This is a genomic window from Bacillus sp. S4 (assembly GCF_040838205.1).
Taxonomy (GTDB): Bacteria; Bacillota; Bacilli; order Bacillales; family Bacillaceae_G; genus Bacillus_A; species Bacillus_A cereus_U.
In genome coordinates, this window is sequence record NZ_JBFPJI010000021.1 from 17762 (window position 1) to 33130 (window position 15369).

Consider the following 15369-nt stretch of genomic DNA (forward strand, 5'->3'; position numbering starts at 1 on the left):
ATCTGTCATACACATATCCTATTTTGACCAAGACTATAATGTAAATGAGGTGACAACATGCCCATTACGAATCGATTTTCTACCACCACTAACGGCGCACTCGCTATTACAGGAAACACACTCGGTTTAAGTAAAATCAGTAATCAAAACCGTGCTGGTACAATCGGTGCAATTGGTGCATTCGTAACTACGAATACCGCTTTACAAGTAACTACTTTTCCTGCCGGTACAACATTAAACTATACACAAAATAGTTCTACCGCTATTTTAAATATCCCTGCTGGTAGTACTATTCTTTACGCCGAACTCGTTTGGGGCGGGAACTATTTATCTCGTGATCAAAACATTACGAGTGTATTAGGAAACCCAGTTTCTTTCACAACGCCTGTTTCAACATACTCGATTACTCCTTCAGCTGTTACAGCTTCAAATCAAACTTTCGTTTCTGGATCTGTCACATTTGGATTTTATACACGATCAGCAGATGTAACCTCACTCGTTCAAGCTGCTTATACAACCGGCTCTGTCCCTGGACTGGTTGATCCTTTAGATGCTTCTAACGGGGCTATCAATTCTTCTGGATGGACGCTCATTGTCGCTTATCAAAACGGTTCCTTACCCGCAAGAAATTTAACAATTTACGTAGCTGGTAACCGTGTTTCTGTAGAAACTGGTAGTGCAGATGTATCTGTCTCAGGGTTTTTAACACCTGCAGGGGGACCTGTAAGCGGGAGATTATTTATAAGTTCTACTGAAGGGGATGCTGATTTAACTGGGGATCAAGCATTATTTGGACAAAATTTCAGTTCATTAAATGCTTTATCCGGGCCAAATAACGCTGTTAATAATTTCTTTGGTTCTCAAATTAATAATGCTGCAGGAAACTTAGATACAACAGGTACATTTGGAACGCGAAATCAAAGTGCTTCTACAAGTACAAACATCTCCGCTGGTAGACAAGGCTGGGACATTACTTCTATTGATATCTCTCCTTATTTAACAAATTCCCAAGTCTCCGCTGCAATCCGTTTAACAACTAACGGCGATGCATATATGTTGAATACAGTTGGCTTACAAATTAATATAAATTCACCTAATATACAAGCAACGAAAAGCGTGAATAAAAGTGTTGCTGCAATTGGGGATGTTCTTACTTATACAGTTACTGTCCCTAACACTGGGCTTCTTCCCGCAAATAACGTTACTTTTATAGACATTCTCCCTAACGGCACTTCCTTTATACCTGGAAGCGTAACGATAGATAACGTACCACAAACAAACGCAAATCCTATCGCCGGTATATCCTTAGGGACAATTAATAATAATGCTTCTCGTACAATAACTTTCCAAGCGACTGTCGTTTCTCTTCCAAGCCAAAACCCTATCTCTAACACCGCTACTATTACATTTCAATATACACCAATTGCTGGGGGAACGACTTTTAACGGTATTGCAACAAGCAACTCTGCCGGAACACAAATTAACCTCGCAGATATTAATGGAACAAAATCAGTTAACAAACTCTTTACCGATATTGGCGAAACGTTAACTTACAGTATTTCCCTAGCTAATGTAGGAAATATTGCGGCAACGAACGTTATATATACGGATCCGATTCCAAGCGGGACTACTTTTATTCCAGGGAGTGTCACTGTTAACGGCGTTACTCAAACTGGAGTGAATCCCGCAAACGGCATATCAGTTGGAACCATCGCTGCAAATTCTACCGCTACTATTGCATTTCAAGTAACTGTCCCGACTATTCCTCAAACAAACCCAATATTAAATAGTGGTACGACAACTTACCAATACGTTCCTATCCCAAACCAACCAGTAGTAAATGGATCTGATACGACCAATACCGTATCTACTCAAGTCAATAATGCTACTGTAACTATGGCGAAAGCAGTGGATAAAAACTTTGCTGATATTGGCGATACACTGACCTATACAGTTTCCTTTGTAGGTACAGGTAATACGACTGCTAACAATGTTATTTTTACGGATATCATTCCCACTGGCACTACTTTTGTCTTAAACAGTTTAACAATAGATGGCACGACACAAGTTGGAGCAAATCCCGCTAATGGTGTGAACATAGGATCCATCCCAACTGGCACAACCAAAAATATTTCATTTCAAGTAGTAGTTAACACAATACCCGCGTCAAATGTCGTATCTAACGGATCAAGCGCTTCTTATCAATACACCGTCAACCCTAGCCAATCACCCGTTACAAAAAACATTTCTTCCAATCTCGTTTCCACTCAAATTAACAATGCGAATTTAACATTAACAAAATCTACAAACAAACAATTTGCCACAATTGGCGAAACTATAAGTTATACAATCCTTATTACAAACAGCGGAAATACGGCGGCTAATAACGTTCAACTAACAGATCCACTTCCAAACGGAACGATATTGACTCTAGGTTCTGTAACTCTTAATGGCGTTTTGCAAAATGTAGATTCTCTCGTTGCCTTACCTATCGGCACAATTCCTGGCGGAGCTACTTTCACCTTATCCTTCCAAGTAACAGTTATTAACATTACTGCACAAAACCCTATCATTAATAACGCTTTCGCCTCTTATATTTACACTGTAAATCCAAGCCTGCCACCAACTTCAAAAACAACAAATTCTAATTCTGTTACATCGACAATTAGACTAGCAAATCTTCATGCTATTAAATCTGTAGATAAAACGTTTGCGGAAGTTGGAGATGTATTAACTTACACATTTGCTCTTACAAACGACGGAAACGTTGCAGCGAACAATGTATTACTATCCGATTCCATTGCGAATGGTACTTCCTTTGTGCCAAACAGTGTTATGATTAACGGTGTTACTCAGCCGGGCGTTACACCAGCTAGCATCAATATTGGCAGTATCAACGCTGGCACTACCATTACAGCTTCATTCCAAGTATTAATAACTAGTATTCCAAATCCTAACCCTATTTCAAATAGCGCTTCCATTTCCTATAACTTTATCGTTGATCCAAACGCTTCCCCTGTAAGTGCAAACACAACTTCAACCACTACATTTACTCAAGTAAATGATGCAAATGTCATTTCGGCAAAAACAGTGGATCGAGCGTTCGCTACCGTTGGGGATATATTAACTTATACCGTTATTTTAACGAATGCAGGAAGTGTTTCTGCTGATAGTCCAACTTTCGTAGATACAAATCCCGATGGCACTATCTTTATCCCAAACACTTTCCTTATTAATGGTGTATTCCAAAATAACGCAGATCCAAATATCGGTGTTCCGTTACCTTCCATTCCTGCTAACGGCTCACTTACCGTCTCTTATCAAGTAACTGTCACCTCTTTACCAACACAAAACCCAACAATAAATTCCTCTAGTACACAGTATAGCTTTATTCTAAATCCGGGCGACCCACCAACTATAGAAATATCTTTAAGTAACACTGTAAGTACACAAATTAATTTAGCAAATGTAGTTATTGTCAAAGAGGTCGATTTAACTATCGCCGATGTCGGGCAACCAATCACATATACAATTTCCTTAGCTAATCTTGGCAATACTACAGCAAATACTGTTGTTGTTACCGACATACTGCCTCCTGGAACTACTCTCGTACCAAATAGTATTTTTATAGGTGGTGCTTTACAGCTAGGAGCAGATCCAAGTGCCGGTCTTCAAGTTGGTACAATTCCAGCAGGCGGAATTACAACAATTGTCTTCCAAATTAGTGCAAATGGGATACCTTCACCAAATCCAATTCAAAATAGCGCTTCACTTCAATATAGCTTTATCGCTGATCCAAGTTTACCTGCTGTCGTTCAAAACGCCTCTAGCAATATAGTAACTACACAAATTAATACTGCTACTATCGTAGCGAATAAATTAACAAGTACAAACTTTGCTGATGTCGGTGATAGCATTACGTATGCAACTGTACTAACAAATAACGGAAATATTCCGGCTACTAATGTTATTTTTACGGATGTTATTCCAAGTGGTACACTTTTCATTCCAGATAGTGTAGCAATTGATAATGTGCCTGTAGCTAATGTTAATCCAGCAAACGGCATCTCCCTCGGTACAATTGGAGCAAACTCCTCACGTACTGTTTCCTTTCAAGTGAATGTACCAGCTATTCCATCCATTAATCCCATTACTAATCAATCAGGTACTACATTCCAATACACGTACGATCCATCAAAACCAGCCGTAATGCAAATGACTTCTTCTAACACTGTACAGACAACAATTAATAATGCTACGGTTGCCGCTACAAAATCTGCAGATAAACAGTTTGCTAACGTAAATGATATTATTACGTACACGACTACCTTAACGAATAATGGGAACATACTTGCATCAAACGTGATATTTACAGATGTAATTCCAAACGGGACATCGTTTATTCCTAATAGTGTCACAGTAAACGGGAATATACTCCCGAATACAAATCCTGCTAACGGAATTGCAATTGATCCAATCAATCCGAATGCAAATACTATAATTTCGTTTCAAATAAAAGTGAATTCCATCCCTAATCCAAATCCAATTCCGAACCAAAGTAATACAACGTACCAGTATGTCGTAAATCCTAGCTTACCTCCAGCATCCGCCAATGCGTTAAGTAACTTAATAACAACGCAAATTAACAATGCTACTATTGTCGCTACTAAGTCAGTGAATATACCGACGGCTGCAATTGGAGACATTGTCACCTATACAATTGCAGTTACAAATACGGGTAATATCCCTGCTAGTGCAACTGTTTTAACAGATGGACTTGGTGCAGGCGCTTCATTTGTCCAAAACTCTGTAACTATCAATAACATTCCGCAGCCAGGATTAGATCCATCACTTGGTGTTCACTTAGCAGATATTCCCCCAGGTAATACTGTATTTATTGGTTTTCAAGCAAAAATTTTAGCAATACCGCCTAGTGGAACATTAACAAATAATGCACTTGTAAATTATGAGTACACAGTGAATCCAAACCAATCATCTGCTGTTGGTAGTACAATTACGAATACGACGGTTACCCCAATTATTGATGCTACTCTATCTATAAATAAAACTGTCAATTCAACATTCGCTACTATCGGAGATACACTTACTTTCACTTCAACCGTTACTAATTCCGGTAATACTACCGCAAACAATGTTATTTTTACAGATTTAATTCCAAATGGTACAACGTTTATTCCAAATAGTTTTATGGTAAATGGAACAACCATTCCTAATGCAAATCCACAAAACGGTATTAACATCGGAAATATTACTACCAATTCAATAGTTACACTTAGTTTTCAAGTAAACATTACAGCGATTCCAAATCCTAATCCAATCCCTAACCAATCATCGCTTCAATATAGTTTTATTGTAGATATAAACGAACCGCCTGTTTCACGAACAGTTCAATCCAATAAAACTTTTACACAAGTAAATTCCGCTTCTGTTATCGCATCAAAAATTGCGAGTAGTGCATTTGCTGCTATTGGCGATACAATTACGTATACAACTACTCTCACTAATAGCGGAAATACTACTGCAAACACACCTGTTTTTATAGATATATTACCACCTGAACTTTCATTCGTTCCTGATAGCGTACAAATTAACACCATCCCACAACTTGGATTTAGACCAGATAGCGGGGTTCCTTTAGACCCAATTCCAGTTGGAGGATTGACAACCATTAGCTTCCAAGCTATTGTCGGTTCAATACCATCTTCAAACCCTACATTGAACCAATCAAGCACAACATACTCTATCATCGTTGACCCTACCGAGCCGCCTATTACAGAAACGGCTACTAGTAATCCGGTCTTAGTTCAAATTAACGAAGCAATTATTCAAGCAACAAAAAGTGTGGATCGTCTATTTTCTGACGTAGCACCTGGAAATTCATTTTTAACGTATACAGTTTTATTAGAAAATATCGGAAACACGACTGCTACTAATATCATTTTTACAGATTTGATTCCAAATAATACAGTATTTATAGAAGATAGCGTTCGAGTAGGAGGAGTTTTATTACCTGGGGTAAATCCAGCGAACGGGATACCAATTGGGGATATTATCGCAGAGGACTTTATAAACGTCACCTTCCGCGTTCAAGTAGTTAGTATTCCAAATCCAATTTTTACAATCGGACCCGGTGGGCCAAACTCACCGGTTGTAAACGGTGCTTCTATTAATTATCAATTTATGACAGGACCTAATTTACCACTTGTTTCACGAAGTACAACATCCAATTCTGTTTCGACACAAATAAATTCCGGGGAAATTGCACTGGTTAAATCTGTAGATAAAACTTTTGCAACGATCGGCGATACAATTTCTTATACAATTACATTAAGTAATCCAGGAAATGTCACTTCACAAAATATAATTTTCACGGATACTTTACCTGACGGAACGACATTTATATCCGGAACTCTTACAAGTGATTCTGGTACACAGCAAATAGGCAACCCAGCGAGCAGGATTCAGATTGGAAATATAAATCCAGGTGGTACGGCTACTATTACGATAAACGTACTTGTGACAAACATTCCAAGTATAAATCCAATCTCTAATTCTAGTTCTATACAATTTCAGCATATTGTCGATCCAAGTCAACCCGCTATAACACAAACAGCTTCATCTAATACCGTTACTACGACAATAAATAGCGCAATATTAACTACAACAAAAAGTGTTGATAAATCTATTATTTCTGTTGGTGATACAGTTACGTATACAACTACTATTACGAATACAGGAAATACACCAGCTACAAATGTAACATTTACAAGCGCTATTCCGGCTAGCACTACATTTATACCCAATTCGGTCACAATAAATGGTATCCAGCAACCTGGCGCACAACCAGCACTTGGAGTAAATATACCAAATATCGCACCTGGCGAAACAGTAACTGTTACTTTTCAAGTAAATGTTATTTCTGTCCCTCCTTCAAATTCGATTATGGGTAATGACACAATTTTATATTCTTATACTGTTGATCCAAACGGAACTCCTGTTACAACTTCTACTTCAACTAATATTGCTACAAACCCTGTACTTGACGCTATGATAACGATGGTAAAATCAGTCGATCAAACACTTGTAACACTTGGTGATACCATTACCTATACGACCGTTTTAACGAATAGTGGTAATACAAATGCAACTAACATTACTTTCACTGATCTTATACCAGATGGTACAACGTTTATTACTGATAGCGTTACAATAGATGGTATCACGCAAATTGGTCTTAATCCTAATACAGGTATAACGATTGGAGCAATTGCTCCTAACAACTCAATATCTATAGCATTTCAAGTGACCGCTACTTCTACACCTGTTCAAAATCCTATTGCCAATTCCGCTAGTGCTTCTTACACATTTATCGCTGACCCAAATGCCCCTATTGTTTCAAGGACTGTTATTTCAAACACAGTGTTCACTACAATTAATACAGCTACCATTCTTTCATCGAAACAAGTCGATAAATCATTTAGCCGTATCGGAGACACACTCACTTACACTGTTACTTTAACAAACAACGGAAATTCATCCGCACAAAATGTTATATTCACAGATACAATGCCGAGCGGAACTACATTTATTACAAACACATTTTCTATTAATGGCATCCCTCAAAGTGGTGCGAATCCAACGAACGGTGTAAATATTGGGCCTATAACAGCTGGGACTACAGTAACCGTTTCATTCCAAGTAAATGTGACCTCATTACCAACCGTAAATCCAGTTGTAAATTTCTCATCGACATCGTATCAATTAGTCTCACCACCTGATGCAGAAACTTCAATTAGTAATCCTGTTTCAACGCAAATTAGAGAAGCCATATTATCTATGACGAAAAATGAAAGTGTATCCTTTGCAGATATCGGGCAAACTGCTTTCTACACTACTTCTATTACCAATGTAGGCAATACCGATGCAACTAACATTGTATTCACAGATGTATTACCAAGTGGACTCACATTTGTTCCTAACACATTAACTGTCGATGGCATTTTACAACCTGGCGCGAATCCGAATACAGGGGTAGTACTTGCAGCACTTCCGCCAAATGAAATATATAGTATCGTCTTTCAAGTTACGGTTAACAGCATCCCACCTATTAATCCAGCACCAAATACAGCATCCACAAATTATGAGTTTACTGTTGATCCAAATAATCCTCCTGTTTCAAGTACAGCTAATTCTAACTCTACGCTTCTTCAAATAAACAACGCAACTATTATAAGTACAAAAACAGCAAACCTTACTTTTGCGGATGTTGGTGATACAATAACATTTACACTTAACCTTCCTAATACAGGGAATGTGGCTGCAACTGATGTAACCATTATTGATATTCTTGATAGCAATTTAACTTTCGTTCCGAATAGTTTCACAGTTAACGGGCAAACCATCCAAAATGCCGATTTATCTACCGGTGTAAATATTGGTTCAATTAATGGTGGTAATGCGGCAATTGTCACATTCCAAGCAACTGTTACTACACTTCCAACACTTAATCCAATTACCAATTCTGCTTCTAGCACATATCATTATGTCGTTGATCCTAACCAGCCACCTACTATAACTTCCAATCAATCTAATACAACGACAACACAAATTAATACCGCTATTCTTACAGCGCAAAAAAGCACAAATGTATCTACGGTAGATATCGGGCAGGATATTGTCTACACCGTTACAATTACAAATAGCGGAAATGTTAGTGCAACCAATGTTATTTTTACCGACCTTATTCCAGACGGAACTTCCTTTGAACCGAATAGTTTTACACTTAACGGAACTAGCATCCCAAATGCAAACATAATTACAGGCGTTCCAATTGGTGATATCGCGCCAAACCAATCTGTCATCGTAGCATTTCATATTAATGCAAATGAAATTCCGCCTATAAATCCAATTACCAATCAGGCTAGCGTTAGCTTTCAACATATCGTTAATCCAGCAAATCCTCCAGTTTCAAAAAACATTACTTCTAACAACGTTACAACCAAAATTGAAAGTGCTATTTTAACTACTATTAAAATAGGAGATAAAACTTTTGCCACTATTGGTGATACGATTACGTATACAACTACTATAACCAACACAGGAAATATTCCTGCTAACAACGTTATTTTCTCAGACCCTTTACCGACATGGACACAATTTGTTGCAGGATCAGTCATTGTTGATGGCACTTCATTACCATCCGTTTCTATCATTGACGGTGTTGGCATAAATACAATCAATCCAAATCAAATCGTAACAATTGTATTCCAAGTTCAAATCGTAAGCAATCCAACAACTTTCACACCTGAACTCCAAAACTTAGGATTTGTTAACTTCCAATATAACGTAGGCAATTCATTACAGGCTCAACCTGGTAATGTGGAAACGAACGTTTTCGTTACTTCTATTAATTCAGTAATACTTTCAGCTGTAAAAACTGCTAATACAGCCTTTGCAAATATCGGAGACACGATCACTTATACAGTTTTGATTCAAAATAGCGGCAATACAAACGCTACGAATTTAAATTTCTCAGACATTATTCCAGCTGGAACGACTTTTGTTGAAAATAGTTTTTCTGTAAATGGAAGTACCATTCCAGGGGCAAATCCAAATAACGGAGTTAATATTGGAACCGTTAACGCAGACAGTTCATTAACTGTTACTTTCCAAGTCATAGTTACATCTACTCCACCTTCAAACCCAATTACAAACGTTGCATCTATTCAATACGCATTCATTGTTGATCCGACTGCCCCTCCTGTTACAGGCACAATAAGTTCTAATAGCGCTTCAACACAAATTAATAACGCTACTGTTACAACTGTTTTAGAAGCAAATCGAACAATTGTATCTATCGGAGATGTAATTACGTATACAGCAACATTAACGAATACCGGAAACTTCCCTGCAAATTCTGTATTACTCATTAACGGAGTTCCTGTAGGTGCAGTATTCGTTCCAAATAGTGTTACGTTAAATGGAATTCCGCTTCCAGATGCAAGTCCAACTCTCGGTATTCCAGTTGGTATTATCGCACCAGGTGATTCTGCTACTATTACGTTCCAATTTCTTGCTAGTTCTATTCCACCGCAAGGGGCGATTATAAATCAAGCCATTACAAGTTACACGTATATTGTAGATCCGAGTCAACCTCCAGTTACAGCAACATCCTCATCTAATACGGTGAATACAGCTGTCGTTGATGCATCGTTATCCGCAACTAAAAATACAGATTCTCTCGTACAATCTACAAACGGTACAATCACTTACACAGTAGTCGTTCGAAATAACGGAAATACAACTACAAATACAGTTATTTTAACAGATTTGGTCCCAGAAGGAACTGCACTTATTCCTAATAGCGTGACCATTAATACCGTTTCCGTTCCAGGCGCCGATCCAAACGTAGGAATACCATTAAACGCCATTGCGCCATCAGAAATCGTCACCGTCACATTCCAAGTTATCGTTCAATTCATTCCAAGTGTAAATCCAATTTCTAATACAGCCCGTATTGACTATACTTTTATCGCCGATCCAACTACTCCAATCATCTCTCGAACAATTATGTCTAATCCAGCTTTCACACAAATTTCAGATGCGACTATCCTTTCTTTAAAAGCAGTCAATGTACAACAAGCAACAACGGGCGATATTTTGACCTACACGATCACATTAGAAAATAACGGAAATATCTCAGCAACTAATCTCTCATTTTTAGATTCTACTCCAGATGGTACTACATTCGTAGAAAATAGTTTTACACTTAACGGAACAGCTATACCTGGTGCCAATCCAAATGTAGGTGTTACTTTGCCTAACCTAGCAGCAAACGCTACTCACCTTATTTCGTTCCAAATTCTTATTAACGATCCATTCTCGCAAGAATCGATTACAAATCAATCCAATACAACATATACAATTCAACCAGACCCAGGGCAACCGCCTATTACTGAAACATCTACAAGTAATATCGTCATTACAAATTTCGTGCAAGCACAATTGACAATTACAAAAACATCCAATCCAATAACTGTAGATATTGGTGGAACTATACTTTATATTTCTGAAGTGAAAAATATCGGCAATGTTGACGCAATAAATATTATTTTCACAGATTCTATTCCAGCTGGGACTACATTCGTTCCCGATAGTGTCACAATTAACGGTGTCCTTCAGCCAGGTGTAAATCCAGAAAACGGAATACCGATTGAAACGATTCCATCAAACAGTTCCAAAACGATACTATTTCAAGTGCATACAAATAATCCACCTACTGAAACCGAAATTGTAAATCAATCATCTGCAAATTACCAATATGCAAGTATCCCTACAGCCCCACCAGTGAATCGCTCTGCAAATTCTAACGTTGTTACAACATCGCTTCAAAACGCAAATATTATTTCTGTTAAAAGTGCTGATGTAACTTTCATATCAATCGGGCAAAATATTACCTATACAAATACACTACAAAATATAGGAACCGTTCCAGCTAACAATACTGTGTTCATTGATAACATTCCAGAAGGTACTATATTCATTGAAGATAGCTTATCAATAAATAATGTGATTCAGCCTGGCACGAATCCTGAAAACGGAGTAACTCTCGGCACGATACAACCAAATGAAACAGTCACTATTTCATTCCAAGTACAACTTACAAGTATACCTTCGGGCAATACAGTCATTAATATTTCAGACACTTCGTATGAATACCAAATTGACCCTAGTTCTCCAATTATTCAGCGTAGATCGTTATCAAATGCAGTAAACACTGAAGTGCGGACGGCAAATGTTAGTGCAATTAAATCCGCCAATAGATCCATTACACGCATCGGTCAAATCATCACATATACAGTCGCAGTTACAAACTCTGGTACAGTACCTATTACAAATACTCTCCTAATTGACGCAATTGCAGCTGGGACCACATTCGTTCCAAATAGCATCCTTGTGGATGGCATACCAAGACCTGACGAAAATCCAATTACCGGAATCGCCCTTGATATAATCCTTCCAAATAATACGATTATTGTTACGTTCCAAGTAAATGTAGTCTCTATACCTTCTCAAAATAACATTAATAATATCGCCGTCATTCACTATGAATATAAACCAGACCCAAGCTTACCACCTATTTCAGAAACGACCTCTTCCAATAGTACAAATATACAATTTATTGATGCTATTCTTATCGCTACAAAATCCGCTAATAAAGTATTAGCTAATATTGATGAAACCATTGAATATACAGTATTCATTCAAAATAACGGATCCACTACAACTAACTCCATCTTTTTTACAGATACTATAGCGGATGGAACAGTATTTATTCCAGGAAGCGTAATAGTTAACAATACGGTACTTCCTGCAGCAGATCCAAATATCGGCTTTTCCATTCCTAACATCGCGTCAGGGCAATCGACTACAATAACATTCCAAGTTTCCGTTACGAATTTGCCAGCTGTAAATCCAACACCTAATACTGCAAACATCGTCTACGACTTTATTTTCAACCCTGACTTTGCACCAATTCAAAAATCTACTACTTCCAATACTACTTTCGTTCAAATTAATGATGCTGATATCGTTTCACTTAAAACTGTTGATTTGACTTCTGTAACAATTGGTGACATTTTAACTTATACAACAACTTTAACAAATACAGGGAATACGGATGCTACTGCTGTTGTATTTACAGACAATATTCCTGATGGAACAACCTTTATAGACGGTAGCGTTTTAGTAAATAATATTCCTCAGCTTAACGCCAATCCAAGTGCCGGTATACTTGTAGGAACGATTGCTCCTGACATTTCTATCCCAGTCACATTTTCTGTTACCGTGGTAGCTCTTCCAGCTAGCGGTCACATTCAAAATCAATCAACTTCTCGTTATACAATAAATGGTGAAGAAAAAATATCGACTAGTAATATTACCTTCACTGAAGTTATTTCTGCTAATGTAATTGCGACAAAAACAACGCCAATCCAATACGCTGACCTACAAACTATCATCCCTTATACAATTCCCATCATAAATAACGGAAATATACAAGTGGAAAACATTATTGTTACAGATATCATTCCAGCAAATACGAGCTTTATAGAGAATAGTGTTATTGTGAATGGCAACGCTCGTCCAAATGACAACCCACTTAGCGGTATACAAATTGATAACATTCCGCCTAATACGACAGCAACTATTCTATTCCAAGTACGGGTTACTTCGATTCCGCAAATAAATCCAATCTCTAACACGAGTACAATTGAATATGAATACACGTTACCGAATCGACCGCCTATTACCGAAACTATTATTTCAGCAGCTGCCGTAACAGAAATTAATCACGCAAATTTGACTAGTAACAAAGCTGTTGACCTTGCATTTGCAACGGTCGGTGATACGTTAACGTATACGATTACACTAAATCAAACTGGTAATGTTTCAGCAAATGATGTAATCATTCAAGATATTATTCCTCAAGGTACTACGTTTATAGAAAATAGCGTCATTGTAAACGGAGAAACTCTTCCGGGAGTTAATCCAATAAGCGGCATACCAATTGGTACTATAATTGTAGGCGAAAGTGCTATCGCTTCATTCCAAGTAACTGTGACTTCTATTCCAACACCAAATGAACTCAACAACCAAGCAATTACTACTTTTAAATATATAGTCAACCCAAATAACTTACCTGTTACAAATATGACTACAACAAATACTGCCACAACAACTGTCCAAAATGATAATGTTGTTGCCATAAAATCTGTTAATACCACAAATGCATTACCTAGTCAAACTTTAACGTATACAATTACAATTTCTAATAGCGGTAATGTGACGATTGAAGATCTTCTTGCCATAGACACCGTACCAGTAGATACAACCTTCGTTACTAACAGTGTTACAATTAATGGAATCAATCAGCCTAATGCAAATCCCGAAAATGGTATTACATTAGGAAATCTTGCTCCTAATGAATCTGTTATCATTACGTTCCAAATAACAATATCTTCTTTGACTCTTCAATCTGCAATCAATAACGATGCTTCTGTTTCCTATACTGTTACCATTGATCCGAATGAACCACCTATTACAATTACAAAGCAAACAAATACCGTTACAACAGCACTCATCGATCCAATGGTGCGCATTGAGAAAAACGCTGACAAATCTATTTTCGTTATAGGAGATATTATTACATTCACATTAGAGATATTTAATCATTCCCCAATTCCTACAGTAAATACTTCCGTTTTAGATATGATTCCAGCTGGTACAACATTTATAGAAAATAGTGTAACCATTAACGGTACCCAAATCCCAAATATCCGTCCAGACACTGGTATTAATATCGGAGCTTTACCTGCAGATGGAGTAGCAACTATAACATTTAAAGTTCTCGTAACTTCTATCCCTTCAAACAGTACAATTATCAATTCTGCAACAGTTACAGCTGCTTTCCAACTGACGCCACAGGATCCGATTATTACTTTCATCGTTAATTCGAACATTGTTCGCATACCAGTTCAATTTATAACTGCAACTGTGCTTAAAAACGCTTCCGTTAGCTCAGCTTATTTAAACCAATATTTTGATTATACGGTGCATATTACGAATACCTCGGAATTTTCAATTACAAACATTTCTTTACAAGACACCATTCCTGCAGGTTTACGATTTATTGGCAGATCCGTTATAGTTGACGGCATATCACTTCCTTTAGCTGATCCAAATTTCGGATTCCTAGTTGCAACTAACTTTGAACCAAATGAAGTAATTATTGTGTCATTCACAGTACAAGTAATGGATCAGCCAGTAAACAATAAATTTATAAACACCGCTAATATTTCCTTACAACTTCAAACATCTCCTGCCGAACCACCTATAACAATAACAATTGTAAGTAACGAAAACATCGTCTCTTTCCTCCCACCAAATATAGAGCGTGTTTTACCAAACTTAAGTTGCTTCTTTGACGGTGAACGCTTTATACGAATTACTCCTCGGAACATACGAAAATATTTCGGGCCTTGGATTTGGTGGAATTAATTCAAATAAATAAAAGAGATTGTAGTTTGATTTAAACCAAACTACAATCTCTTTTTCATGCCATAGGCTACGCTTTTTTCGTTTGTTGTCTACATTGCACTTGAATATCATGAAATGTATTTCCTGAACTTTCATTTCGTAAATCGCTATTTCCATCGACTTCTATTCCATACTGGCAACCATCAATAAAAATAGATTGAAATACATTTGCATTAATCCAACAAGGTGTATTAATACCATCTACATATTCTGTTTTCAAATATATTGCGATTTGAAAATTTTTAATTTAAA

The 15369-nt window shown here is 37.3% G+C and carries 1 protein-coding gene and 1 pseudogene; one reads left to right on the top strand and one right to left on the bottom strand.

Annotated elements, in window-relative coordinates:
* Nucleotides 1-57: 57 nt before the first annotated feature.
* Nucleotides 58-15078, top strand: a complete 15021-nt coding sequence (locus tag AB3X48_RS05190) for a CLIPPER-2 domain-containing protein (protein ID WP_367958968.1) — start codon at nucleotides 58-60, stop codon at nucleotides 15076-15078.
* 70 nt (nucleotides 15079-15148) lie between these two features.
* Here AB3X48_RS05190 and AB3X48_RS05195 read toward each other — a convergent pair.
* Nucleotides 15149-15364 (bottom strand): annotated as a pseudogene (locus AB3X48_RS05195) (hypothetical protein); the annotation flags it as partial.
* Between the last annotated feature and the right edge of the window lie 5 nt (nucleotides 15365-15369).